A 25,306-nucleotide genomic window follows, 5' to 3' on the forward strand; every position below is an offset into this window, starting at 1 on the left:
TCAAGAATTATGTGCGACCCCTTTGAACACGCGCGTACCCATATCCGTACCCCGGGGTGAGCGACCGACTGGGAGACCCCGGTCGAATCGGGGACACCGGAGGTAGGCGTGCGCAAGGATTCCGCCGTGGCTGATGAACGCCCGCCAAGGGCACGACATCGCGCGTCTCAGTCCTCTGAGCCTGACGAGGAGCTGATGCGTGCGCTCTATCGAGAACACGCGGGACCCCTGCTTGCCTATGTGCTGCGGCTGGTCGCGGGCGACCGGCAACGTGCCGAGGACGTCGTACAGGAAACACTCATCCGTGCCTGGAAGAATGCCGGGCAGCTCAATCGGGCAACCGGTTCGGTACGACCCTGGCTGGTGACGGTGGCACGGCGCATCGTCATCGACGGACACCGCAGTCGGCAGGCCCGGCCGCAGGAGGTGGACCCGTCACCGCTGGAGGTCATCCCCGCGGAGGACGAGATCGACAAGGCGTTGTGGCTGATGACACTGTCGGACGCGCTGGACGACCTGACCCCTGCTCACAGGGAAGTCTTGGTCGAAACGTACTTTAAGGGGCGTACGGTCAATGAGGCGGCCGAGACGCTCGGCATCCCCAGTGGCACCGTGCGCTCTCGGGTGTTCTACGCCCTTCGCTCGATGAAGCTGGCGCTGGAGGAGCGGGGGGTGACGGCATGAGTACATACGGGGGATACGGAACGGGTGGGCCGGGAGCCATGCAGGGTTCACGGGGACAGCAGAACCCCGGTGACATTCACGAGACCGTCGGCGCCTACGCCCTCGGCATTCTCGACGACGCCGAGGCAACCGCTTTCGAAGGTCATCTCGCCAGCTGCGAGTGGTGCGCCCAGCAGCTCGACGAGCTCGCCGGGATGGAGCCGATGCTCGCCGCGCTCGCGGATCTGCCCGCCTCGCAGGGCAGCCCGGCGATCGGCGAGTCGCTGGCCGCACGCCCGAGCTCACAGCTCTCGGTGCGGCTGGTCGACGAGGTGTCCGACCGGCGCGCCAAGAAGCGCCGGCAGAGCTTCTACATGGTGGCGGCCGCAGCCGCGCTGATCATCGCGGGACCGCTGGCCGTGATCGCGGTCAACGGCGGCAGTGACGGCACCAAGGCCCCGGTGGCGCAGCCCGCCAGTACCGCCAAGGAAGCCTTCGACGACATCACCGACAAGGTCACGGCCACGGACGCGAGCACCAAGGTCACCGCCGTGGTCGCCATGGAGTCCAAGCCCTGGGGCACCCACGCCGTCCTGGAGCTCAAGAACGTCGCGGGCCCGGAGAAGTGCTCCCTGATCGCGGTCGGGAAGAACGGCGAACGCGAGACGGTCACCTCCTGGTCGGTTCCGGAGTGGGGTTACGGCCTCCCCAGTGCCAAGACGGACCAGGCCAAGTCCCCGCTCTACGTGAACGGCGGCGCGGCCTTCACCCCCAACGAGATCGACCACTTCGAGGTCATGACCTTCGACGGGAAGCAGCTCGTGGAAGTGGACGCCTAACTCGTGTAACTCGTCGAAACAGTCAATAAATGCTCATGGAAGCGGACGCATAAAGGGACGCGTGAGCGAACCTGGAGCGCGCGCGTAGCCCTGAGGGCCCCCCTTCGCGTACGGTTGACGGCTGCCCAGCACGTCAGAAGGGGGCCCGGTGGCCGCTCAGGCTCAGCAGGAAACCGCGCTCGGTTCGGTCCACGATTCCGCACGGAAAAACTCCCTCAGGGACGACTCCGTACGGGACCGTGAGATCAGCGTCGAACAGGAACATCTCGACCGGGTCTACCGGCGCCTCGAGGAGAAGATCCACGAGGCGGAGTTCCTCATGAACGACGCCGCCAAGCGCGGTCAGGTCGGGACACCGGGGGCGCTCGCCGAGCGCGACGCCCAGGTGTTCCGGGCGGGAATTCACCTCAACCGCCTGAACAACGAGTTCGAAGACTTCCTCTTCGGCCGGATCGACCTACTCCTGGGGAAGGACGGCACGAAGGGTCCGGACGGCGCGTACACGGCGGTGGAACCCGCCGAGGGCGCCGTGCGTGACAACAACACCGCCGACATCGCGGAGACGCTGCACATCGGCCGTATCGGTGTCCTGGACACGGACTACGCGCCGCTGGTCATCGACTGGCGGGCGCCCGCCGCGGCCCCGTTCTACCGTTCGACCCCGGTCGAACCGGGCCGGGTGGTGCGGCGCCGGGTCATCCGCTCCAAGGGCCGCAAGGTCCTCGGCGTCGAGGACGACCTCATGCGCCCGGAGCTCAAGGCCACCCTCGACGGCCACGAACTCCCGGTGATCGGTGACGGCGCCCTGATGGCCGCCCTCGGCCAGGCCCGCAGCCACACCATGCGGGACATCGTGTCGTCCATCCAGGCCGAGCAGGACATGGTGATCCGCGCCCCCGCCGCCTCGGTGACGTATGTCGAGGGCGGCCCGGGCACCGGCAAGACCGCCGTGGCCCTGCACCGCGCCGCCTATCTCCTCTACCAGGACCGCCGCCGTTACGCGGGCGGCATCCTGATCGTCTCCCCGACCCCTCTGCTGGTCGCCTACACCGAGGGCGTCCTGCCCTCCCTCGGCGAGGAGGGCCAGGTCGCCATCCGCGCCATCGGCTCCCTCGTCGACGGTGCGGAGGCCACCCTGTACGACTCCCCGGCGGTGGCTCGCGCCAAGGGGTCGTACCGGATGCTCAAGGTGCTGCGGAAGGCGGCACGCGGGGCGCTGGAGGCGCCTTCGGGGTTCTCCGGCGGTGGCGCAGGCCGGTCGTCCAACGGCGGCCGGTCCGCCGCGGGAGCCGCGGACCAGCAGCTCTCCTTCGGCGGAGACTTCGGTGGGAACTCCGGCGGAGACTTCGGCGAGGATTCCGACGACGACGGGGACGCCCGCCCGCAGGCCCCCACCGGTCCCCTCACCCGGCTCCGCGTCGTCGCTTTCGGGCGCCGTCTGGAGCTGGAGGCCCCCGAGCTGGAGCGGATCCGCAACAACGCGCTGAGCGGTACGGCGCCCGTGAACCTGTTGCGGCCGCGGGCCCGCAAACTGCTGCTCGACGCGCTGTGGGCACGTTCGGGGGCCGGTACGCGGCACTCGGACCCGGAGCTGGCGGCCGAGCTGCGCTCGTCGTTCGACGAGGACGTCACGTCCGAGGACAGCTTCATCGAGTTCCTGGACGTGTGGTGGCCGGAGCTGACCCCGCGGGGCGTCCTTGCCGCCATGGCGGACGAGCGGCGTCTTGGACGGTGGGCGCGGCGGATCCTCAATCCGGGTGAAGTGCGGCGGGTGGCGCGTTCCCTCAAGCGGGACGGGCTCTCCGTGCACGACGTGGCCATGCTCGACGAGCTGACCGCCATCCTCGGCAGCCCCGCCCGCCCCAAGAAGCGGCGCGACCTGGACCCGCTCGACCAGCTCACCGGTCTCGAAGAGCTCATGCCCACGCGCGAGGAGACGCAGTGGGAGCGCGCCGAGCGGCTGGCGCAGGAGCGGACCGAGTACGCGCACGTCATCGTCGACGAGGCGCAGGACCTCACGCCCATGCAGTGGCGGATGGTCGGGCGCCGGGGCCGGCACGCCACCTGGACCGTGGTGGGCGATCCCGCCCAGTCCTCGTGGTCCGACCCCGAAGAGGCCGCCGAGGCCCGGGACGAGGCCCTGGGCACCCGCCCCCGGCGCCGTTTCACCCTCAGCGTCAACTACCGCAACCCGGCCGAGATCGCCGAACTGGCCGCCAAGATCCTGGCCCTCGCCATGCCGGGGTCGGTATCCCCGTCCGCCGTACGGTCCACGGGCGTCGAGCCCCGTTTCGTGGCAACGAACAATGGACACGGCGTGACAACGAACAAGGGACACAGCGCGGTCGTACGGGACTCACTCGCGCAGACCGTACGAGCGGAGGCCGCCGGCCTCCTGGACCGCGTGGACGGCACTGTAGGCGTCGTCGTCGCCATGAACCGGCGTGAGGAGGCCGCCCGCTGGCTCAAGGGGCTGGGCGACCGTGTGGTGGCGCTGGGCAGCCTGGAGGCGAAGGGCCTGGAGTACGACGCGACGGTCGTCGTCTCGCCCGCGGAGATCGCCGACGAATCACCGGCCGGCCTGCGCGTGCTGTACGTCGCCCTGACCCGGGCGACCCAGCAGCTGACCATCGTCTCGGCGGACCGGGACGAGCCGGACGGGAACGGGGTGCCTGACCTCTTGCGGGACTGACGCCCCCGGCAACGCCGAGAGGCCCAGGTCACCTTGCGGTGACCTGGGCCTCTCGTTCGTTCAGCGACACCGACCCGCCATGCTCGCCTCGCGGCAAGAGGTCGCTCGTAGCGACGAAGGTTGGGCCCGGGGGCTTGGATCGGGCCGGTGTCACGTCAAAGGTAACAAACGATCCCCGCAAGGCAATTCCCGTCCCGAAAGTTCATTTCCGCGGCGCGGGTTCCGGCGCGGGTTCCGGCACGGTTCCGGCACGGGTTCCCGCCGGGCGCCCCGCACGTCGTCGCCTACACTCTCGTATGGTGGAATTGGTTTTCCGAAAGTCTCACCGTCTGCGAACAAAACGTTCGCAACCCGGGGCGGCTACCACGTACTCAGGGGTAGGTGCGACGATCGGACGGCATACCCGCGAGACAGCGCGACCCAGCAGTACACGGTGAAAGCAGAGGAAGTCGGCCATGGCAACGGCGCCCAGCGTCTCCTACTCGATTACGGTCCGCCTGGAGGTGCCCGCGAGCGGAACGGCGGTCTCCCAGATCACCACGGCCGTAGAGTCCCACGGAGGCTCGGTGACCGGCCTCGACGTGACCGCATCCGGCCACGAGAAGCTCCGGATCGACGTCACCATCGCGGCGACCTCCACGGCGCACGCCGACGAGATCGTCAAGCAGCTGCGTGGCATCGACGACGTGACGCTCGGCAAGGTGTCCGACCGAACGTTCCTCATGCACCTCGGCGGCAAGATCGAGATGCAGTCCAAGCACCCGATCCGCAACCGCGACGACCTCTCGATGATCTACACGCCGGGCGTGGCCCGCGTCTGCATGGCGATCGCCGAGAACCCCGAGGACGCCCGCCGGCTGACCATCAAGCGCAACTCCGTCGCGGTCGTGACGGACGGATCGGCCGTGCTCGGGCTCGGCAACATCGGCCCGATGGCCGCCCTCCCGGTGATGGAGGGCAAGGCGGCGCTCTTCAAGCGCTTCGCCGGTATCGACGCCTGGCCGCTGTGCCTGGACACCCAGGACACCGACGCGATCGTCGAGATCGTGAAGGCCATCGCCCCCGGCTTCGCGGGGATCAACCTGGAGGACATCTCGGCGCCCCGCTGCTTCGAGATCGAGGCCCGGCTGCGCGAGGCCCTCGACATCCCCGTCTTCCACGACGACCAGCACGGCACCGCGATCGTCGTCCTCGCCGCCCTCACGAACGCCCTGCGGGTCGCAAGCAAGGCGATCGGCGACATCCGCGTCGTCATGTCCGGTGCGGGCGCGGCCGGTACGGCCATCCTCAAGCTGCTCCTTGCCGCGGGCGTCAAGAACGCTGTCGTCGCCGACATCCACGGCGTCGTGCACGCGGACCGTACGGACCTCGTGGACGCCGCCGCCGATTCGCCGCTGCGATGGATCGCCGACAACACCAACCCCGAGGGCCTCAAGGGCACGTTGAAGGAGGCCGTGCGCGGCGCCGACGTGTTCATCGGCGTCTCGGCCCCGAACGTCATTGACGGCGACGACGTGGCCGCGATGGCCGACCAGGCCATCGTGTTCGCGCTCGCGAACCCCGACCCGGAGGTCGACCCGGCGATCGCCCGCCAGACGGCGGCAGTTGTCGCCACCGGCCGCTCGGACTTCCCCAACCAGATCAACAACGTCCTGGTCTTCCCGGGCGTCTTCCGTGGCCTCCTGGACGCCCAGTCGCGTACCGTCAACACGGAGATGATGCTGGCCGCCGCGACCGCCCTCGCGGACGTGGTGACCGAGGACGAGCTCAACCCGAACTACATCATCCCGAGCGTCTTCAACGACAAGGTCGCGGGCGCGGTCGCCGGAGCGGTGCGGGACGCCGCCAAGGCGGCCGGGGTGACGGAGCAGGGCAGCAAACCGGCGTGAGCGGGGCGCACAACCGCGTGAGCGGGGCCCTGCGGCCGCTGTGACGTTGTGACGGGCACCACGACCGCCACAGCTCCGGCGCGTCGTGGAAGGCGGGGCCTGTGACCACCTTTATGGTGGCGGCCAGGCTCACGCCTTGTTCACGCCTTGCACAGGCCTTTTCGTGTGACCCCCAAGGGTGTTCCTGTGACTCCCCAGGGGTGCCGGATTGGCTTTCCCGCCGCAGGTGGGGGCAGGATGCGTCTTCGGGCGCGAGGGTCTGGCGACGGACCCGGGTCCGGGGACCGACCGAGGACCCTGGCAGCATCGGCTTCACTGTGCCCGGTATGCGGCTCCGCCGCGTGGCACGCCTCAACAGCAAGAAGAACACGGGAGTAACGACATGAACCGCAGTGAGCTGGTGGCCGCGCTGGCCGACCGCGCCGAGGTGACTCGCAAGGACGCCGACGCCGTTCTGGCCGCCCTCGCCGAGACCGTCGGCGAGATCGTCGCCAAGGGCGACGAGAAGGTCACCATCCCCGGCTTCCTGACCTTCGAGCGCACCCTGCGTGCCGCGCGCACCGCGCGCAACCCGCAGACCGGTGAGCCCATCGACATCCCGGAGGGCTACAGCGTGAAGGTCTCCGCGGGCTCGAAGCTCAAGGAAGCCGCCAAGGGCAAGTAAGGCCTACGCCGCCCGCGTCAGGGGCGGCGCTCGGCAAGAGCAGTACGCCAATGGGGCGGCCCCCTTCACCGGGTGGCCGCCCCATCGTCGTACGTACGACTGCTTCTGTTGCTCGATCTCTGTTACTCGATTTGTCAGCGTGTCAGCCTGTCAGCCGAGAGCCTTGCCCGGGAGTTCGACCTTCGCGCCGAGTTCCACCAGCTTCTCCATGAAGTTCTCGTAGCCGCGGTTGATCAGGTCGATGCCGTGCACGCGTGAGGTGCCCTGGGCCGCCAGTGCCGCGATGAGGTACGAGAAGCCGCCGCGGAGGTCGGGGATGACCAGGTCGGCGCCCTGGAGCCGGGTGGGGCCCGAAACGACCGCGGAGTGCAGGAAGTTGCGCTGGCCGAAGCGGCAGTGCGAACCGCCGAGGCACTCGCGGTAGAGCTGGATGTGTGCGCCCATCTGGTTGAGCGCGGAGGTGAAACCGAGGCGGGACTCGTACACCGTCTCGTGGACGATCGAGAGGCCGGTCGCCTGGGTGAGGGCGACGACCAGCGGCTGCTGCCAGTCGGTCTGGAAGCCGGGGTGGACGTCCGTCTCCAGGGCGATCGACTTGAGCTGGCCGCCGGGGTGCCAGAAGCGGATGCCTTCGTCGTCGATCTCGAAGGCGCCGCCGACCTTGCGGTAGGTGTTCAGGAACGTCATCATCGAGCGCTGCTGGGCGCCCCGGACGTAGATGTTGCCTTCGGTCGCCAGCGCCGCGGACGCCCAGGAGGCGGCCTCCAGACGGTCCGGCAGGGCCGCATGGGTGTAGCCGCCGAGCGAGTCCACACCGGTGATGCGGATCGTCCGGTCGGTGTCCATGGCGATGATCGCGCCCATCTTCTGCAGTACGCAGATGAGGTCCTCGATCTCGGGCTCCACGGCCGCGTTGGCCAGCTCGGTGACGCCCTCCGCCAGCACCGCGGTCAGCAGCACCTGCTCGGTCGCGCCCACCGACGGGTACGGCAGCTGGATCTTCGTGCCGCGCAGCCGCTGCGGGGCCTCCAGGTACTGGCCGTCCGCCCGCTTCTCGATCTTCGCGCCGAACTGCCGCAGCACCTCGAAGTGGAAGTCGATGGGCCGACCGCCGATGTCACAGCCGCCGAGGCCCGGGATGAAGGCATGGCCCAGACGGTGCAGCAGCGGGCCGCAGAAGAGAATCGGGATCCGGGACGAACCCGCGTGCGCGTCGATGTCCGCGACGTTCGCGCTCTCGACGTGCGACGGGTCGAGCACCAGCTCGCCCGGCTCCTCTCCCGGACGGACCGTCACCCCGTGCAGCTGGAGCAGTCCGCGTACGACCCGCACGTCTCTGATGTCGGGGACATTGCGCAGTCGGCTCGGCGCGCTGCCCAGCAGGGCGGCGACCATGGCCTTCGGTACGAGGTTCTTCGCACCGCGGACCCGGATCTCGCCTTCGAGCGGGGTTCCGCCGTGGACAAGCAGTACGTCGTCAGAGCCGTTGACGGTCATGTATCTCGCGATCCGATGAGTTGGGCAGGAGTGATTCGTCGGCAGGCAAGTCGTTGCAGGAGCCGGAGAGTAAGGGTAATGGCCGTCTACCCCCCTTCAGTAAGCCCAAGGGCCACTCAGCTCCGTCATAGCTTTGCCACAACACGAACCGTTCGTAATCGGGCACACGGGGTCACCGGCACCGGCGTACGCGGGGGGCGCTTGTCTGCGCCCTGAACTGCATTCACACAGGTACCCGCATTGGCTCCCCGCTCACGGGGAAGATGCGGGATCATGTCTCGCATGACCGAGGTGTCCTCGCTCACAGGGCGGCTGCTCGTGGCTACGCCGGCCCTGGCGGACCCGAACTTCGACCGCGCGGTGGTGCTTCTCCTCGACCACGACGAGAAGGGCTCGCTCGGCGTCGTCCTCAACCGTCCGACCCCCGTGGAGGTCGGCGACATCCTGGCGGGCTGGGCGGACCTGGCGGGCGAACCCGGCGTCGTCTTCCAGGGCGGCCCGGTCTCGTTGGACTCGGCGCTCGGCGTCGCGGTCATCCCCGGCGGCGCGTCCGGCGAGCGCATCCCGCTCGGCTGGCGCCGTGTGCACGGCGCGATCGGCCTCGTCGACCTGGAGGCCCCGCCGGAACTCCTCGCCGCCGCCCTCGGTTCGCTCCGTATCTTCGCCGGGTACGCGGGCTGGGGCCCGGGCCAGCTGGAGGCGGAACTGACCGAGGGCGCCTGGTACGTCGTCGAGTCGGAACCCGGAGACGTCTCCTCCCCGTCCCCCGAACGGCTCTGGCGCGAGGTCCTGCGCCGCCAGCGCAACGAACTGGCGATGGTGGCGACGTATCCGGACGACCCTTCCCTCAACTGACGTCTGTGAGCTTCAGTACTCTTGGTTGTTATGAGCACTCTTGAGCCTGAGACCCAGCCCCAGCGAGGCACTGGGACGGGGACCCTCGTAGAGCCGGCACCGCAGGTGTCGCACGGCGACGGGGACCACGAGCGCTTCGCCCACTATGTCCAGAAGGACAAGATCATGGCGAGCGCCCTGGACGGCACGCCCGTCGTGGCCCTCTGCGGCAAGGTGTGGGTGCCGGGCCGCGACCCGAAGAAGTACCCCGTGTGTCCCATGTGCAAGGAGATCTACGAGTCCATGGGCGCCGGCGGGGGCGACAAGGGCAAGGACGGCGACAAGAAGTAACGCCGCCGGGTTCTTCGGCGCAGTACGCCGCGTAGGTGGACCGAGCACGGCCGCGGCATCCCGGTGCGGGGTGCCGCGGTCTTGTCGTACCCGGGGGTGGGCGTGGAGCTGTCGCAGCGGGCGCGGGAACTGGCGGTGGCGCGGAAGTTCCGCGAGAGCCGGGCGCCGGCCGAGTGGGAGAGGAAGCCTGTTGGCCAGGGGCCTGTCGAGCCGGAAAAGAGGGCCGTCGACGGGTGACCGTTGCACGGAGTGCGTCGCGTGGTCACGAAGTGGTTGAGACCTCTTGTGGGCATGTTCATGTAGTCCATAGCCTCCAGTGTGTTGTGCAGAGCGAAACAGCCATTGCGTATGTTGCAACGCACCCCCACCGGAGGATGCTCCATGAAGCTCTCTGTCCGAACAGCCGTCGCCGTCACCGCTCTTGCGGTCGTTGCCGCCTGCGCCCCCCAGACCTCCGACGACTCCTCCTCCGAGAAGGACGAGAAGTCCGGCACGCTGCGGGTCTGGCTCTTCCAGGAGGTCAACAACGCGCCGAAGCAGAAGGTCGTCGACGCGGCCGTCGACACCTTCGAGAAGGCCCATGAGGGCGCCGACGTACAGATCGAGTACATCCCCGTCGAGACCCGCGCCCAGCGCATCAAGGCCGCCTTCAACGACCCGAACAGCGCCCCGGATCTCATCGAGTACGGCAACACGGACACCGCCGGTTACGTGAAGGACGGCGGACTCGCCGACGTCACCGAGGACTTCGCCGACTGGAGCGAGGCCGAGGACACCGACCCGACGGCCAAGCAGTCCGTGACGGTGGACGGGAAGATCTACGGCGCCCCCTACTTCGTCGGCATTCGCGCCCTTTACTACCGCACCGACATCTTCGAGGAACTCGGCCTCGAAGTCCCGAAGACACAGGCCGAGTTGATCTCCACGGCCAAGGAGATCCGCGACGCGAAGCCGGACCTGTACGGCCTCGCGGTCGGCGGCGCCTACACGTACGGCGCGATGCCGTTCATCTGGTCCAACGGCGGGGAGATCGCGAACGGCAAGGGCGGCTCGTACGCCTCCGCCATCGACAGCGCGGCCGCCCAGAAGGGCATCAAGGCCTACACCTCCCTCTTCGGCGACGACAACTGTCCGGCCGCCAAGTGTGCGGGCATGGGCGGCAACGACACGGTGACGGCCTTCGCGTCGGGCAAGGCGGGCATGGCCATCGGCGGTGACTTCAGTCACGCGGCGGTCGAGGCGGGGGCGGTCAAGGGCAAGTACGCCGTCGTGCCGCTGCCGGGCCTGAAGTCGGGCGAGATAGCACCGGCGTTCGCGGGCGGCAACAACCTCGGCGTGCTGAAGAGCACCTCGCACCGCACGCTCGCCGTCGACCTGATGGAGGAGCTGGCTTCGAAGAAGACCCAGGGTGAGCTGTTCGACGCCATGGGGTTCCTGCCGACGTACACCGATGTGCGGGCCGACGTCGCAGAGAGGGAGCCGTTCGTGAAGCCCTTCGTGCAGACGCTCGCCGCGGGCGCCAAGTTCGTGCCGGCCTCGCCCGCCTGGGCTCAGATCGACGCCTCGCTCGTCCTGCCGACGATGTTCCAGGAGATCGTCAGCGGCAAGAAGGACGTGGCGGCGGCCTCGAAGGACGCGGCGACGAAGATGGACGACGCGTTCAGCTCCGTGGGCTGAGCGGATGACAACGCACGACGCGCTCGCCGAGCGCGGCACAGTGACCAAGGCGCGAACCGCCCGATCCGGGCGACCCGCCCGACCCGGGCGCCATGGCCCCCGCTGGACCCCCTGGCTCTACCTCGCCCCCGCCCTCGTCGTCCTCGGCGGCCTGCTCGTCTACCCCATCTACCAGCTCGGCCTGATCTCCTTCCTGGAGTACACCCAGGCCCAGGTCAGCGGCGGCGAACCGACCACCTTCGAGGGCTTCGGCAACTACGCGACGCTCTTCGCCGACGAACAGTTCTGGCAGGTGCTGCTCGCCACGGTCGTGTTCGCGGCAGCCTGCGTGGTCTCCACGCTGACCGTCGGCTGCGCGCTCGCGGTGCTCCTCACACGGGTACGGGCGGTGCCGAGGCTCGCGCTGATGGTTGCCGCGCTCGGGGCCTGGGCGACCCCGGCCGTCACCGGATCCACTGTCTGGCTGCTTCTCTTCGACCCCGACTTCGGCCCGGTCAACCGGGTGCTGGGGCTCGGCGACCACTCATGGACGTACGGCCGCTACAGCGCCTTCGCGCTCGTACTCCTCGAAGTGGTCTGGTGCTCCTTCCCGTTCGTGATGGTGACGGTGTACGCCGGCATCCGCGCCGTACCGTCCGAAGTCCTGGAGGCGGCGGCCCTGGACGGTGCGTCGCAGTGGCGGATCTGGCGCTCGGTGCTGGCGCCGATGCTCCGGCCGATCCTGGTGGTCGTCACCATCCAGTCGGTCATCTGGGACTTCAAGCTCTTCACACAGATCTACGTGATGACGAACGGCGGCGGCATCGCCGGACAGAACCTCGTGCTGAACGTGTACGCGTACCAGAAGGCGTTCGCCTCCTCGCAGTACAGCCTCGGCTCGGCGATAGGCGTGGTGATGCTGCTGATCCTGATGGGGGTCACGCTGGTGTATCTGTGGCTGCTGCGCAGACAGGGGGAGGAACTGTGAGTTCGGTGAGCACACTCATACGGCGTCCGCGGCGCCCTTGGCGGCTTGCCGCCGAGGTGTCCGCGCTGCTGATCGCGGTCCTGGTCGCCTTCCCCCTCTACTGGATGGTGCTCAGCGCCTTCAAACCGGCCGGGGAGATCGAGTCCACCGAGCCCAGGCCGTGGACTCTGGCGCCCTCGCTGGATTCCTTCCGGCGGGTCTTCGGACAGCAGGAATTCGGCCGGTACTTCCTCAACAGCCTTGTTGTGGCGTGCACCGTGGTCGTCGTCTCTGCGTTGATCGCGTTTCTCGCGGCGACGGCGGTGACACGATTCCGTTTCCGTTTCCGGACCACTTTGCTGATCATGTTCCTGGTCGCGCAGATGGTGCCTGTGGAGGCGCTGACGATCCCGCTGTTCTTCCTGATGCGGGACTTCGGTCAGCTGAACACGCTGGGCTCGCTGATCCTGCCGCACATCGCCTTCTCGCTGCCGTTCGCGATCTGGATGCTGAGGGGTTTTGTGAAGGCGGTTCCGGAGGCGCTGGAAGAGGCCGCGTACATCGACGGGGCGAGCCGTGCGCGATTCCTCTGGCAGATCCTTTTCCCGCTGGTCTTCCCAGGGTTGGTGGCCACGAGCGTGTTTTCGTTCATCTCGGCCTGGAACGACTTCCTGTTCGCCAAGTCCTTCATCATCAGCGACACGGCGCAGTCCACCCTGCCGATGGCCCTCCTCGTCTTCTACAAGCCGGACGAGTCGGACTGGGGCGGCGTGATGGCAGCGTCCACGGTGATGACGATTCCGGTGCTGATCTTCTTCGTACTCGTACAGCGAAGGCTCGTCTCGGGCCTCGGCGGAGCGGTAAAGGACTGATGAGCATGGGGGACAGGGAAATGGATCTGATTCCGGCGCCGAGCGCCATCGAGGGACCCACGCGCTGCGGTGTTCTGCTCGACTCGCGCACCGCACTGTGGGCCGCGCCGGGCACCGGCACCACGGAACGCTGGCTGCGCTCCACCCTCGGCGGGGCGCTGGGGCTGCCGCTGCCGCCCGGTGAGGAGGAGGGCACCAACACCGTACGGCTGCGCCTCGACGACGCCCTGGAGCCGGAGGCCTACCAGCTCAGCGTCGTCACCAACTGGGGCATCGAGATCAGGGGCGGCAGCGCGGCCGGGGTCTTCTGGGGCGCCCAGACGCTGCGTCAGCTCATCGGAGCCGATGCCTTCCGGCGTGCTCCCATCAGGCCGGACGTCCAGTACGGCATCGCGCACCAGACCATCCGGGACGCCCCGCGATTCGGCTGGCGCGGCCTCATGCTCGACGTCGCCCGGCACTTCATGCCCAAGGACGGAGTGCTGCGCTATCTCGACCTGCTGGCCGCCCACAAACTCAATGTCTTCCACTTCCACCTCACCGACGACCAAGCCTGGCGCGTCCAGATCAAGCGCTACCCGAAGCTGACGGAGGTCGGGTCCTGGCGTGCGCGCACGAAATTCGGCCATCGGGCCTCGCCGCTGTGGGAGGAGAAGCCGCACGGAGGCTTCTACACGCAGGACGACATCCGCGAGATCGTGGCGTACGCGGCCGAGCGGCATATCACCGTCGTCCCCGAAATCGACATCCCGGGGCACAGCCAGGCGGCCATCGCCGCGTATCCGGAACTCGGCAACATCGACGTCATCGACACGACCTCCCTCTCCGTCTGGGACACCTGGGGCGTCTCCAAAAACGTACTCGCCCCCACTGACAACGTCCTGCGCTTCTACGAGGGGGTCTTCGAGGAACTCCTCGACCTGTTCCCCTCGGAGTTCATTCACGTCGGCGGCGACGAGTGCGCCAAGGACCAGTGGAAGGAGTCACAGACGGCGCAGGTGCGTATCAAGGAGTTGGAGCTCGAGGACGAGGACGAGTTGCAGTCCTGGTTCATCCGGCACTTCGACAACTGGCTCTCCGCGCGCGGGCGTCGGCTGATCGGCTGGGACGAGATCCTGGAGGGCGGCCTTGCCGAAGGTGCCGCCGTTTCGTCCTGGCGCGGCTATGCGGGCGGCGTCACCGCCGCTCGCGCGGGCCACGACGTCGTGATGTGCCCCGAGCAGCAGGTGTACCTGGACCACCGTCAGGACGCGGGCGAGGACGAGCCGGTGCCCATCGGCTACGTGCGCACCCTGGAGAACGTCTACCGCTTCGAGCCCGTGCCACCGCAGCTCACCGAGACGGAGGCGCGGCATGTGATCGGCACTCAGGCCAATGTGTGGACCGAGGTGATGGAGGATCAGGCGCGCGTGGACTACCAGACGTTCCCGAGGCTGGCCGCTTTCGCCGAAGTCGCATGGAGCGCCCTGCCCGCCCCCGCGGAACGGGACTTCGCGGACTTCGAGCGCCGGATGACCGTGCACTACGGGCGACTTGACGCCCTGGGGGTGGGGTATCGCCCGCCTACCGGGCCGCTGCCGTGGCAGCGGCGCCCCGGAGTGCTCGGGCGCCCGATCGAGGGGGAGCCCCCGAACGTGTGAGGTGCCTGCCCCGGAGGCGTACCGCGTCTCCGGGGTGTTCCCTCCGCAACAGTGGCCCCACGAGGAACAAGACGCCCAGGAGTCACCGAAGAGTGGCATTTCACGCTCACCGGTGATGCCGTGCGAAAACGGACCATCTCCCTGGTGAGGGGGGCGAATGCCTCCTAGCGGACCCCCGCGTCAGGGACCGGCGAAGATGTGCCAGAGTTGCCACGTCCGCCCTGTCAGCACGTACCGTACGGCAGCACAGGTGGGACCAGGTGGGGCAGCGGGAAGGGGCAGCCGGTTTGACCACGCACGCGACGCAGGCGGCGCAGGCCGTGACGCTGCCCGGCTCGTTGGACGAGGCGGTCGCGGCCCTGGCCGCCATGCCCGCAGCCGTTCCCGTGGCGGGCGGCACCGACCTCATGGCCGCGATCAACTCCGGACAGCTGCGGCCCGCCGCGCTCGTCGGCCTCGGCAGGATCAGCGAGATCCGCGGCTGGCAGTACCTGGACGGCCACGCGCTGCTCGGCGCAGGCCTCACCCACGCACGCATGGGCCGCCCCGACTTCGCGGCCCTCATCCCCGCGCTCGCCGCCTCGGCGCGCGCCGCGGGCCCGCCGCAGATCCGCAACGCGGGCACCCTGGGCGGCAACATCGCCTCGGCGTCCCCCACCGGGGACGCGCTGCCGGTACTGGCCGCCCTGGAAGCCGCGTTGATCATCGCGGGCCCGGGCGGAGCCCGCCGCGAGATCCCGGTCTCGCACCTGCTCGCGGGCGTGGAGATGCTCCGCGCCGGCGAACTCATCGGCTTCGTGCGCGTGCCGCTGCTGCACGCACCCCAGGTCTTCCTGAAGGCGACCGGACGCACCGGCCCCGGCCGCGCCATCGCGTCCGTCGCGCTCGTCCTCGACCCCGCCCGGCGCGGAGTGCGGTGCGCCGTCGGTGCCATAGCGCCGATGCCGCTGCGGCCCCTGGACGCCGAGGCCTGGGTCGCCCAGCTGATCGACTGGGACGGGGAGCGCACGCTGGTGCCGGAGGCGCTCCACGCCTTCGGGGAGTACGTCGCCGCGGCCTGCATCCCCGACCCCGTCCCCGAAGAGGACGGCTCGGTGCAACCGCTTCCGCCCGCCGTACTGCACCTGCGGCGCACCGTCGCCGCGCTGGCCCGACGAGCACTGGGGAGGGCACTGTCATGACCGACGACCAGCACGCGGAGGGCGCCCCTCAGGGCGGCCGTTGGGATCCGCTGCCCCAGGGCGACTACGACGACGGAGCCACCGCCTTCGTCAAGCTCCCCGAGGGCGGCCTCGAGGCACTCTTCGCGGAGCGCGGGCCGCTCGCGGCGCCCGGAAACGGTTACGTGCCCCCGGAGATCGAGGTGCCGCCCACGGCGCCCGCCGCGGCGGATCCGGCACAGGGGGGCGCGTGGGCCGCGCAGTCCGACGCCGTCCAGTGGCCGGACCCGAACGGCGCGCCCACGGACGGCGGTCGCAACGGATACGGCTACAACCCGGCGGTCACCGGGCAGTGGGACTTCGGGGACGTCGCGCGGGACGGCGCCGGGCCCGGGCAGGTCGACCGATCCGGGCAGGCCGGGTATCCCGGTGGGCCCGGACCCTCCGGCAACGACGTGACCGGACAGTGGTCGATTCCGGTGGCCGGTGGGGATCTACCGGACGAATCGGGTGAGTTCACCACCTCGGCGCTGGTCGAGCAGTGGGGCGGGACGCCGCCGGCCACGCTTCCCGGCGGAGCGTCCGCTCCCTGGGCGACGGAGGACATCGGACAGGCATGGTCCGCCGAACCGCAGGAACGGGCCGTCGAGGACGCCGTACGGCCATCGGCCCAGACGCCCGCTGAGAGCCTCGTACGGCCGTCGGTGCAGTCACCGGCCGAATCGCCCGCGCAGGCCGCCCAGCAGGTCACCGAGCCCGCTCGCGAGGCCCCTGAGGCGCCTGACACGGACCGGGCTCGCGAGGACTCCGAGACCACCGATGCCGCGGCGGAGGCGGAGGAGGCCGCGGACACCGAGACCCCCGGCACGGCCCCGCACGACGAACACCCCCTCGCCTCCTACGTCCTGCGCGTCAACGGCGCCGACCGTCCGGTGACCGACGCCTGGATCGGCGAATCGCTGCTCTACGTACTGCGCGAGCGCCTCGGCCTCGCGGGCGCCAAGGACGGCTGCTCGCAGGGCGAGTGCGGCGCCTGCAACGTGCAGGTGGACGGACGGCTCGTGGCGTCCTGCCTGGTGCCCGCCGTCACCGCCGCGGGCAGCGAGGTGCGCACCGTCGAGGGCCTGGCCGCCGAAGGGCAGCCCTCCGACGTACAGCGGGCGCTGGCCAAGTGCGGCGCGGTGCAGTGCGGTTTCTGCGTACCCGGCATGGCCATGACCGTGCACGATCTCCTTGAGGGCAACCCCGCGCCGAACGAGCTGGAGACCCGCCAGGCACTGTGCGGCAACCTGTGCCGCTGCTCCGGCTACCGCGGCGTCCTGGACGCCGTACGCGAGGTCGTCGCCGAACGCGAGGCGCACTCGGCCGCCACCGCCGAATCCGCGCCGGACACCGACGAGGCCCGCATCCCGCACCAGGCCGGTCCGGGCGCGGGCGGCGTCAACCCCGCGGCGTACGGGGACACTTCTTCGTACAACGCCCCGTACGACCCGTCGTACGACCCCCAGACGCCGCATGAGCAGCCGTACGGCCAGGACGGAGGCCAGGCGTGAGCAACGAAACCGCGACCGCGTCACCCACGGTGCCGGAGACGGGCTCCGAGCCCCTCCCGCACGGGCTCGGCGTCTCGCTGCCGGCCGCGGAGGCCCGCGCCAAGACGGAGGGCACCTTCCCGTACGCGGCCGACCTGTGGGCCGAGGGCCTGCTGTGGGCCGCCGTGCTGAGATCACCCCACCCGCACGCGCGCATCGTGTCGATCGACACCAGCCACGCGCGCGAGATGCCCGGCGTACGGGCTGTCATCACCCACGAGGACGTGCCCGGCACCCCGGTGCACGGCCGGGGCAGGGCCGACCGGCCGGTGTTCGCCTCCGAGGTCGTACGCCACCACGGGGAGCCCATCGCGGCCGTCGCCGCCGACCACCCGGACACCGCGCGGATGGCCGCCGCGGCCGTCATCGTCGAGTACGAAGTACTCGACGCGGTGACCGACCCGGAGCTGGCCTTCGAGGCCGACGCGCTGCACCCCGACGGCAACCTGATCCGGCACATCCCGCTGCGCCACGGCGACCCCGCGGCGGCCGGCGAGATCGTCGTCGAGGGCCAGTACCGCATCGGCCGCCAGGACCCCGCCCCCATCGGTGCCGAGGCCGGTCTCGCCGTGCCCCGCCCCGACGGTGGAGTCGAGCTCTACGTGGCGTCCACCGACCCGCACACCGACCGCGACACGGCCGCCGCCTGCTACGGCCTGGAGCCCGAGCGCGTGAAGGTCGTCGTCACCGGCGTGCCCGGAGCCACCGCCGACCGCGAGGACCAGGGCATTCAACTCCCGCTCGGCCTGCTCGCGTTGAAGACCGGCTGCCCGGTGAAGATCACCGCTACGCGTGAAGAGTCCTTCCTCGGCCACGCCCACAGACACCCCACGCTGCTCCGCTACCGCCACCACGCGGACGCCGACGGCAAGCTGGTGAAGGTCGAGGCGCAGATCCTCCTGGACGGGGGCGCCTACGCGGACACCTCCTCGGAGTCGCTGGCCGCCGCCGTCGCCTTCGCCTGCGGCCCGTACGTCGTCCCGAACGCCTTCATCGAGGGCTGGGCCGTCCGCACCAACAACCCGCCCTCCGGCCATGTGCGCGGCGAGGGCGCCATGCAGGTCTGCGCCGCCTACGAGGCGCAGATGGACAAGCTGGCGAAGAAGCTGGGCATGGACCCGGCGGAGCTGCGGCTGCGCAATGTGATGGCTACAGGAGACGTGCTTCCCACCGGCCAGACGGTGACCTGCCCGGCCCCGGTCGCCGAACTGCTCCAGGCCGTACGGGACTACCCGCTTCCCGCCCTCCCCAAGGACACCCCCGAGGACGAGTGGCTGCTCCCGGGCGGCCCCGAAGGCGCGGGCGAACCCGGCGCCGTACGCCGTGGCGTCGGCTACGGCCTCGGCATGGTGCACATGCTCGGCGCCGAGGGCACGGACGAGGTCTCGACGGCCACCGTGAAGGTCCACGACGGCGTCGCCACGGTGCTCTGCGCTGCCGTGGAGACCGGCCAGGGCTTCACCACACTGGCCCGGCAGATCGTCCAGGAGACGCTCGGCATCGACGAGGTGCATGTGGCCCCCGTGGACACGGACCAGCCGCCGGCGGGCCCGAGCTGCCGCGGCCGCCACACCTGGGTGTCGGGCGGCGCGGTGGAACGCGCGGCGAAGATGGTCCGTACACAGCTGCTGCAGCCCCTGGCGCACAAGTTCGGGATGTCCACCGAGCTGCTCCAGATCACCGACGGCAAGATCACGTCGTACGACGGAGTGCTGTCCACGACCGTCACCGAGGCGATGGACGGCAAGGAACTCTGGGCCACCGCCCAGTGCCGCCCCCATCCGACCGAGCCGCTGGACGCCGCCGGCCAGGGCGACGCCTTCGTGGGCCTCGCCTTCTGCGCGATCCGCGCGGTGGTCGACGTCGACATCGAACTCGGCTCGGTTCGCGTCGTGGAACTTGCCCTCGCCCAGGACGTGGGCCGGATCCTCAACCCCGCCCAGCTCGTGGCCCGCATCGAGGCGGGCGTCACGCAGGGCGTCGGCGCCGCGTTGACGGAGAACCTGCGCACCGCGCGCGGGCTCGTCCGCCACCCCGACCTGACCGGCTACGCCCTTCCCACCTCCCTGGACGCCCCCGACATCCGCATCGTCAAGCTCGTCGAGGAGCGCGACGTCGTCGCCCCCTTCGGCGCGAAGGCGGCCAGCGCGGTGCCGGTCGTGACGTGCCCGGCGGCGGTGGCCTCGGCGGTGCGTGCGGCTACGGGGCGGCCGGTCAACCGGCTGCCGATAAGGCCGCAGGCGGCTGTGGTGACGACGCCGTGAGCGCGCCCGTGATGACGTCATGAGCGGCGCGCCCGAGCCGACGAGCAGCCCTGAACCCGAGCCGCCGCGCTACGAACCCGCGCCCGGGGTCGGGAAGCTGGCGCTTTGGGTGCTGCTGTTCGTGGTGGCCGCGGTGGTGGTTGTCGTGGGTGGCGTGTACTTCGCCTGATGGGCGGTGGCCTTGCCGGACGGGGGCGTTCGATGGACGGTGTCGTCCTGATCACGGGGATCATGGCCGCGGGGAAGTCGTCCGTCGCGCAGGCACTCGCGGAGCGGCTGCCGCGGGCGGCGCATGTACGCGGTGATGTGTTCCGGCGCATGATCGTGTCCGGACGCGAGGAGTACGAACCCGGCGCGGGCGGCGAGGCGGAGGCGCAGTTACGGCTGCGGTACGGGCTGTCGGCGGCCACCGCGGACGCGTACGCGCGGGCCGGGTTCACGGCGGTCGTGCAGGACGTCGTCCTGGGCGAGCAGTTGACGGCGTACGTCGGACTGGTCCGCACCCGCCCCCTGTACGTCGTCGTGCTGGCCCCCCGTCCCGAGGCCGTCGCGGCGCGTGAGACGGGGCGGGCGAAGACCGGGTACGGGGCGTGGACGGTCGAGGAGTTGGACCGGGGACTGCGTGCCGGGACCCCGCGGATCGGGCTGTGGCTGGACAGCTCCAAGCTGACGGTGGCCGAGACGGTGGAGGCGATCGTGGCGGGGCGGGAGCGGGCGCGGGTGGGGTGAACGGGGTGGTGCGATCGTGGCGGGCGCGGGTGAGCCGGGTGGGGTGACCGGGGTGGCGCGAACCGGGTGATTCGGGGCGGCGGGTCTGCCGTTGTTCTCGTGCTTGCGGCGCGTGCGGTGGCTGTACGCCACCTTTGCGCTGCCTATGCCTGAATGTTTCCGGCGTTGTCAGTGGTGCGGCGTATGGTTCTGACTCAGTAGGAACTGCCCCTGGACGACGGGGTGTTCCTTGCTCGGGGGAAGCACAATGCGTTCACATGCGCGGGGGAGCCATGAGCACGACTGACACCGGCGTCGGCGGCGCGATCACACTGACTGACGACGAGTTGTATCCGTACATCACGCACGAGGGGACGCGGCACTGGCTGGCGGGGCCCGGACTGCCCGGCGACGGCACGCTGGTGGGGTTCGGCACACTGCGGGAGCACGGGCTGCGCAGGCTCGTGGACCTGGCCGGCGACGCGGAGAGGCTCGCGGCGGAGCTCCAGGACCAGCTGGTCATAGGGGCCCTGCGGACCTTCGACAGGGACTTGGAGTCGATCGTCCTCGACGGGGTGACGGGGGAGGTTTCCACGACGTACCTCCACCGGAGCGCGACGCCGCTGGACCTCTCGCCGCTGGCCCCCTCCCTGGAGGCGCTGGTGCGCTTCGCGGCAGCCACGGAGGATCTGACGGCTTACCGCGGCCCCTTCGCGTCGTACGGGACACGCTTCGGCCCGAAGGCGGTCACGGAGGTGTCGGACCGGCTGGCCGCCGTCTTCGAGGGCGCGGCGGGCGGCGAGGTGCCGCCGTTCTGGAGGATGGCCGCGCTGATCCGTCCGCTGGCCCGGATAGCGGGACCCGGCGACGGACTCGTCCTGGACCTGCCGAAGCGGCTGCTGGACGAGGAGTTCGGCACGGGCGGGATCATGCGCTTCGAGGACGTCGACTTCCCGACCGCGCTCACGCACGAGCCGACGCGCCGCTTTCTGCGCGAGACGGGCCTCCCGGAGGACGGCTTCGTCTTCCAGCTGGACACTGAGGTGCCCCTGTCGGCGCTCAGCGAGTACTACGCGGAATTGCGCCCCGGCGACTTCACCGCCGCCGAACTCCCCGCTGCCGCCGACCGGCTGATACGCCTCGGCCACCTGCTGGAGGACACCAGCCTCGTAGTGGACGGCTCCACCGGCGCCGTGCTGGCCTGGAGCGAGCCGGACCTCATCCTCCGCCCTCTCAACGCCGACATCTCCACACTCGCGTTCACCCTCTGGCTGCTGCACCGAGAGAAGTCTCTGGACGCGGCCCACGACCTCACGGGCGCCTACGAACAACTCGCCGCCACCATGTCCCAGACCCTGGCCACGGTCGACCCTCTCGCCTGTGACCCGACTCCGGCCCTGCCCGGCGACGACGGCTGGCGCTACTGGCCGGAGATATTCGAGGACCAGGCGAGCGGAACGCTGTATCGGTAAGCCGCGGCTGCCCGCGCCGAAGCGCGCCTTCAAAGGTAATTCACAGGTTGTTCTCGGTGGGTTGCTCTGTTTACCGGGAGTTCTACCGCTTACCGTGCAAGCGCCCCACATCACCTCGACGGGCGATCTGGCGGCCTGGAATAGGCCCAATGTTAAATTTCTCCACTTCTCGACCCCGCCTGATTCTGGGCAATATCCGGAATGCCGTTTTGAGGCATGTGCCGATGCTCGCGCTCTTTCTTGTAACTCCGGTCGCCCTGAGCTAATTTGAAGTCGCGTCACTCTGTCGCGCAAAGACCACCGATCCCGATCTCGATGCAGGGAATCCTTGTGTGGTTTTTGCCCCCCTTTTATCGTTGAGGAGTTGGTGTGCCCAGCACGCTGCAGTCGACCGTGCCCCCCGAGGGAACGGCACCTCGTTCGAAGCGCTCCGCCAAGGGGCTGAGTCGTTCCGCGATCGTCGGCGCGCTCAGCGCCCTGGCTCTGGTCGTCGCGCTGCCGACCAGTGCACACGCCGACGTCCTCCAGCAACTGCCGCAGAACGCCTCCGGTCTGGAGCAGACGTTCTCCCCGGCCTACGACTACGACGGGGACGGCTGCTATGCCACCGCGGCCATCGGCGCCGACGGAACCCTCAACCCCGGTCTGTCGTTGGGCGGCGACGTGAACGGTCACTGTCACGACCCCGGCCAGCTGAACAACGCCAACGCGTACTCGCGTGAAAAGTGCAACAACGGCTGGTGCGCGGTCATGTACGCCAGCTACTTCGAGAAGGACCAGGCCACTCTGGGGCCGGCGGCCATCGGGCACCGGCATGACTGGGAACACGTCATCGTGTGGATCTACAACAACCAGGTCCAGTACGTCTCGGTGTCGCAGCACAGCAGCTATCAGGTGCTTCCCAGTTCCTCGATACGCTTCGACGGAAACCACGCGAAAATCGTCTACCACAAGGACGGCGCGTCAACGCACGATTTCCGCTTCGCGAACACCAACGACGAACCGGCGGAAAACGCCACCGGCGGTTGGTTCTTCCCGCGCCTCGTCGGCTGGGACGGCTACCCGTCCGGTTACCGCGACAAGCTCATGAACGCCAATTTCGGTGACGCCACGATTAAAATCAAGGACGGTTCGTTCAACGACAACCTCGCCTACTCGATGCCGTCCGGAATTGCGTTCAACCCGTACGCCTGACCCATCGAGCCGGTCCGCCGGACGTGAGCCATGCGGAAGGGCGGTCCTCCCCGGGGAGGACCGCCCTTTCCGTACGCCAGGGTCTGCTCGCCCCCGCGGGCTGCTCGATGTCGGCTACTGCATCCCGCCCCAGTACGGCATCTGCGGCAGGGCGGCATGTGCATCAGCGCCGAGGAACAGCGAACCGCCTGACCGGCTACAGCCAGTCCAGAAATCGGCCGACGGCCGACAGGCCGCGGTACTTCACGCGGTGCCCGCGGCTGCAGAAACGCCGTCGACGCCACCGCCCCGGCTGCGGGACCGGTGTCTGGCACCACTTGCACGGCCGGGTCCGCCCCCCGGCGCCTGATTCCCCACCCATGCCGCGACCTTAGCGGCCTGCTACGGGCCCGGTCACCCACCTGGCGCCGTGCCGCTGGGCCCAGAGCGCGATGTCTGTCTCCCCACACTCCGAGCATCGTCCTGCGGTCCGGCACGGAGGTGTCCTCGAGGCCAACTGAGACGAAGACGGAGCCGGAGAACCGACAGGGCGGCACCCCCTTCGGGATGCCGCCCTGTCGTTTTGCCTGGTCAAGACGCTTGAGGCCGTGGCGGGAATCGAACCCACGTAACTCGCTTTGCAGGCGAGTCCCTAAACCACTCGGGCACACGGCCGTTCTCAGGTGCGGCACGGCTCACTCGTTCCGGACCTGATGGATCGACCGTAAGCGGGGGTGGGGGCGGGGCTCAAGGGGTGGGCGGGCGTTGCAACGGGACTGCCATGTGCCGTTCATGAACGGGTGGGCGGGAGTGTGGGCCATCTCGTAGGGGTGGTCGTACGACGAAAGGCTCAGTCGATCACGGTCTCCGGACAGGGGTCACGGAGGGTTATGCCCCTTACGCTGACGGGCATGACTGGACTGGACGCACGTGATGCCGCAACGGTTCCGGCGGGGGTCGATGCCGCCTCCGGCATCGACGACGGTGTGCTGGGCCGGGCGTATCGGGCGCTCAGTATCGGGATCGTCTCCGTCGTGCTGCTGATCGCGTTCGAGGCGACGGCGGTCGGGACGGCCATGCCGGTCGCGGCGCGGGAGCTGGACGGGGTGTCCTTGTACGCCTTCGCGTTCTCGGGGTACTTCACGACGAGCCTGTTCGGGATGGTGCTCGCCGGGCAGTGGTCGGACCGGGACGGGCCGCTGGCTTCGTTGACCGCGGGGATATCCGCCTTCGCCGTCGGGCTGCTGCTGTGCGGCACCGCGGGGGCCATGTGGCTGTTCATCCTCGGGCGGGCGGTGCAGGGGTTCGGTGGCGGGCTGGTGATCGTCGCGTTGTACGTGGTCGTGGGGCGGGCCTATCCGGAGCGGCTGCGGCCGTCGATCATGGCGGCGTTCGCGGCGAGCTGGGTGATCCCGTCCGTGGTCGGGCCGCTCGCCGCGGGCGCGGTCACCGAACACCTCGGCTGGCGTTGGGTGTTCATCGGCATACCCGTCCTGGTCGTCCTGCCGCTGGCCCTCGCGCTGCCTCAGATACGGCGGCGGACGTCCAGCCCGGAGGGGAAAGGGAAAGGGCGTGTGCCCTTCGACCGGCGGCGTATTCGGCTCGCGCTCGGCATCTCGTGCGGTGCCGGGATCCTCCAGTACGCCGCTCAGGATCTGACCTGGTTCTCGCTCGTCCCCGCCGCGGTGGGCGTCGCGCTGCTCGTCCCCGCCGCTCTCGGGCTGCTGCCCCGCGGCACCTATCGGGCGGCGCGCGGACTGCCGTCCGTGGTGCTGCTCCGCGGGGTCGCGGCCGGCTCCTTCATCGCCGCCGAGTCCTTCGTACCGCTCATGCTGGTCACCCAACGGGGGCTGTCGCCGACACTCGCCGGGTTCTCGCTCGCGGCGGGCGGCGGGACCTGGGCGCTGGGGTCCTACATCCAGTCGAGGCCGCGTGTGGAGCCGTACCGGGAGCGGTTGATGTTCCTCGGCATGGTGCTGGTCGCGGCCGCGATCGCCACCGCGCCGAGCGTCCTGATCCACGCCGTGCCCGTATGGATCGTCGCCGTCGCCTGGGGGTTCGGCTGCCTGGGGATGGGACTGGTGATCGCCTCGACCAGCGTCCTGCTGCTCCACCTCTCGGCACCCGAGGAGGCCGGCACCAACTCCGCCTCGCTGCAGATCTCCGACGGCCTGGCCAACGTGCTGCTGCTCGCCGCGGGCGGCGCCGCGTTCGCCGCGCTGGGCGGGGGCACGGTGACCCATGCGGCCACCTCGGCGTCCGGCTCCCATCCGGCGGCCTTCGCGGCGGTGTTTCTGCCGATGGCGGTGGTGGCGTTGGTGGGGGCGTGGGTCACCACGCGGGTGCGGGGCGCACACTCTTGAGTGGTACCAC

Annotated in this window: 20 protein-coding genes and 1 tRNA gene; 19 read left to right on the forward strand and 2 right to left on the reverse strand. The window is 69.7% G+C overall.

Annotated elements, in window-relative coordinates:
* The first annotated feature begins 108 nt into the window (after positions 1-108).
* From AB0N66_RS08370 to AB0N66_RS08390, 5 genes are all read left to right on the forward strand, one after another.
* Positions 109-684: a sigma-70 family RNA polymerase sigma factor gene (locus AB0N66_RS08370; RefSeq protein WP_266460930.1), complete on the forward strand. Its 576-nt coding sequence runs from the start codon at positions 109-111 to the stop codon at positions 682-684.
* Positions 681-1,502, forward strand: a complete 822-nt coding sequence (locus tag AB0N66_RS08375) for a zf-HC2 domain-containing protein (protein ID WP_365430325.1) — start codon at positions 681-683, stop codon at positions 1,500-1,502. Before AB0N66_RS08370 ends, AB0N66_RS08375 begins: the two co-directional genes overlap by 4 nt.
* Before the next feature lie 148 nt (positions 1,503-1,650).
* Entirely contained in the window at positions 1,651-4,194 is a 2,544-nt protein-coding gene (locus AB0N66_RS08380) for a UvrD-helicase domain-containing protein (RefSeq protein WP_365430327.1), read from the forward strand.
* Between the two features lie 455 nt (positions 4,195-4,649).
* Positions 4,650-6,083 (forward strand): NAD-dependent malic enzyme, encoded by a 1,434-nt coding sequence (locus tag AB0N66_RS08385; RefSeq protein WP_365430329.1) that lies wholly within the window; start codon positions 4,650-4,652, stop codon positions 6,081-6,083.
* 382 nt (positions 6,084-6,465) lie between these two features.
* Positions 6,466-6,747, forward strand: coding sequence for an HU family DNA-binding protein (locus AB0N66_RS08390; RefSeq protein ID WP_365430331.1), 282 nt, complete (start codon positions 6,466-6,468; stop codon positions 6,745-6,747).
* A 150-nt stretch (positions 6,748-6,897) separates the two neighbouring features.
* On the opposite strand, the gene murA is transcribed toward AB0N66_RS08390, so the two are convergent.
* Complete coding sequence (gene murA, locus AB0N66_RS08395) at positions 6,898-8,244, reverse strand: UDP-N-acetylglucosamine 1-carboxyvinyltransferase (RefSeq protein ID WP_365430333.1); 1,347 nt, start codon at positions 8,242-8,244, stop codon at positions 6,898-6,900.
* A 282-nt stretch (positions 8,245-8,526) separates the two neighbouring features.
* Here murA and AB0N66_RS08400 point away from each other — a divergent pair, with 282 nt between their 5' ends.
* The 13 genes from AB0N66_RS08400 to AB0N66_RS08460 all read left to right on the forward strand — a co-directional run bounded on the left by AB0N66_RS08400 (position 8,527) and on the right by AB0N66_RS08460 (position 22,954).
* Positions 8,527-9,099 (forward strand): YqgE/AlgH family protein, encoded by a 573-nt coding sequence (locus tag AB0N66_RS08400; protein WP_365430335.1) that lies wholly within the window; start codon positions 8,527-8,529, stop codon positions 9,097-9,099.
* 30 nt (positions 9,100-9,129) lie between these two features.
* A complete protein-coding gene (locus AB0N66_RS08405; protein ID WP_266460965.1) occupies positions 9,130-9,429 on the forward strand; it encodes a DUF3039 domain-containing protein in 300 nt (99 codons plus the stop codon).
* 381 nt (positions 9,430-9,810) lie between these two features.
* Positions 9,811-11,106: an extracellular solute-binding protein gene (locus AB0N66_RS08410; protein WP_365430337.1), complete on the forward strand. Its 1,296-nt coding sequence runs from the start codon at positions 9,811-9,813 to the stop codon at positions 11,104-11,106.
* Positions 11,107-11,110: 4 nt separating this feature from the next.
* Positions 11,111-12,073: a sugar ABC transporter permease gene (locus AB0N66_RS08415; protein WP_365430339.1), complete on the forward strand. Its 963-nt coding sequence runs from the start codon at positions 11,111-11,113 to the stop codon at positions 12,071-12,073.
* Positions 12,070-12,924: a carbohydrate ABC transporter permease gene (locus tag AB0N66_RS08420; protein ID WP_365430341.1), complete on the forward strand. Its 855-nt coding sequence runs from the start codon at positions 12,070-12,072 to the stop codon at positions 12,922-12,924. The genes AB0N66_RS08415 and AB0N66_RS08420 overlap by 4 nt, the downstream gene beginning before the upstream one ends.
* Complete coding sequence (locus AB0N66_RS08425) at positions 12,924-14,564, forward strand: beta-N-acetylhexosaminidase (RefSeq protein WP_365430343.1); 1,641 nt, start codon at positions 12,924-12,926, stop codon at positions 14,562-14,564. The genes AB0N66_RS08420 and AB0N66_RS08425 overlap by 1 nt, the downstream gene beginning before the upstream one ends.
* Positions 14,565-14,851: 287 nt before the next feature.
* The gene (locus AB0N66_RS08430) at positions 14,852-15,745 is read left to right on the forward strand and encodes an FAD binding domain-containing protein (RefSeq protein WP_365430345.1); all 894 of its coding nucleotides are present in this window, start codon (positions 14,852-14,854) and stop codon (positions 15,743-15,745) included.
* The gene (locus tag AB0N66_RS08435) at positions 15,742-17,277 is read left to right on the forward strand and encodes a 2Fe-2S iron-sulfur cluster-binding protein (RefSeq protein ID WP_365430347.1); all 1,536 of its coding nucleotides are present in this window, start codon (positions 15,742-15,744) and stop codon (positions 17,275-17,277) included. Before AB0N66_RS08430 ends, AB0N66_RS08435 begins: the two co-directional genes overlap by 4 nt.
* Positions 17,274-19,580, forward strand: a complete 2,307-nt coding sequence (locus tag AB0N66_RS08440; protein ID WP_365430349.1) for a molybdopterin cofactor-binding domain-containing protein — start codon at positions 17,274-17,276, stop codon at positions 19,578-19,580. Before AB0N66_RS08435 ends, AB0N66_RS08440 begins: the two co-directional genes overlap by 4 nt.
* A 19-nt stretch (positions 19,581-19,599) precedes the next feature.
* Positions 19,600-19,749, forward strand: coding sequence for a hypothetical protein (locus AB0N66_RS08445; RefSeq protein WP_365430351.1), 150 nt, complete (start codon positions 19,600-19,602; stop codon positions 19,747-19,749).
* 32 nt (positions 19,750-19,781) lie between these two features.
* Complete coding sequence (locus AB0N66_RS08450; RefSeq protein WP_365430353.1) at positions 19,782-20,309, forward strand: AAA family ATPase; 528 nt, start codon at positions 19,782-19,784, stop codon at positions 20,307-20,309.
* Between the two features lie 272 nt (positions 20,310-20,581).
* Positions 20,582-21,760: an SUKH-4 family immunity protein gene (locus tag AB0N66_RS08455; RefSeq protein ID WP_365430355.1), complete on the forward strand. Its 1,179-nt coding sequence runs from the start codon at positions 20,582-20,584 to the stop codon at positions 21,758-21,760.
* A gap of 441 nt (positions 21,761-22,201) precedes the next feature.
* Entirely contained in the window at positions 22,202-22,954 is a 753-nt protein-coding gene (locus AB0N66_RS08460) for an NPP1 family protein (protein ID WP_365430903.1), read from the forward strand.
* 582 nt (positions 22,955-23,536) lie between these two features.
* Here the strand turns inward: AB0N66_RS08460 and AB0N66_RS08465 are convergent.
* Positions 23,537-23,608: transfer RNA gene (locus tag AB0N66_RS08465), tRNA-Cys, on the reverse strand.
* Between the two features lie 215 nt (positions 23,609-23,823).
* Here AB0N66_RS08465 and AB0N66_RS08470 point away from each other — a divergent pair.
* Positions 23,824-25,296, forward strand: a complete 1,473-nt coding sequence (locus AB0N66_RS08470) for an MFS transporter (protein WP_365430357.1) — start codon at positions 23,824-23,826, stop codon at positions 25,294-25,296.
* The last annotated feature ends 10 nt before the right edge of the window (positions 25,297-25,306 follow it).

It is taken from the genome of Streptomyces sp. NPDC093544 (assembly GCF_040683495.1).
GTDB lineage: Bacteria > Actinomycetota > Actinomycetes > Streptomycetales > Streptomycetaceae > Streptomyces.

Coding starts and splice junctions, on each gene's coding strand:
- AB0N66_RS08435 (WP_365430347.1), top strand. CDS start 15,742: ATGACCGACGACCAGCACGCGGAGGGCGCCCCTCAGGGCGGCCGTTGG.
- AB0N66_RS08450 (WP_365430353.1), top strand. CDS start 19,782: ATGGACGGTGTCGTCCTGATCACGGGGATCATGGCCGCGGGGAAGTCG.
- AB0N66_RS08375 (WP_365430325.1), top strand. CDS start 681: ATGAGTACATACGGGGGATACGGAACGGGTGGGCCGGGAGCCATGCAG.
- murA (WP_365430333.1), bottom strand. CDS start 8,244: ATGACCGTCAACGGCTCTGACGACGTACTGCTTGTCCACGGCGGAACC.
- AB0N66_RS08405 (WP_266460965.1), top strand. CDS start 9,130: ATGAGCACTCTTGAGCCTGAGACCCAGCCCCAGCGAGGCACTGGGACG.
- AB0N66_RS08390 (WP_365430331.1), top strand. CDS start 6,466: ATGAACCGCAGTGAGCTGGTGGCCGCGCTGGCCGACCGCGCCGAGGTG.
- AB0N66_RS08470 (WP_365430357.1), top strand. CDS start 23,824: ATGCCCCTTACGCTGACGGGCATGACTGGACTGGACGCACGTGATGCC.
- AB0N66_RS08445 (WP_365430351.1), top strand. CDS start 19,600: ATGAGCGGCGCGCCCGAGCCGACGAGCAGCCCTGAACCCGAGCCGCCG.
- AB0N66_RS08400 (WP_365430335.1), top strand. CDS start 8,527: ATGACCGAGGTGTCCTCGCTCACAGGGCGGCTGCTCGTGGCTACGCCG.
- AB0N66_RS08455 (WP_365430355.1), top strand. CDS start 20,582: ATGAGCACGACTGACACCGGCGTCGGCGGCGCGATCACACTGACTGAC.
- AB0N66_RS08385 (WP_365430329.1), top strand. CDS start 4,650: ATGGCAACGGCGCCCAGCGTCTCCTACTCGATTACGGTCCGCCTGGAG.
- AB0N66_RS08415 (WP_365430339.1), top strand. CDS start 11,111: ATGACAACGCACGACGCGCTCGCCGAGCGCGGCACAGTGACCAAGGCG.
- AB0N66_RS08425 (WP_365430343.1), top strand. CDS start 12,924: ATGAGCATGGGGGACAGGGAAATGGATCTGATTCCGGCGCCGAGCGCC.
- AB0N66_RS08410 (WP_365430337.1), top strand. CDS start 9,811: ATGAAGCTCTCTGTCCGAACAGCCGTCGCCGTCACCGCTCTTGCGGTC.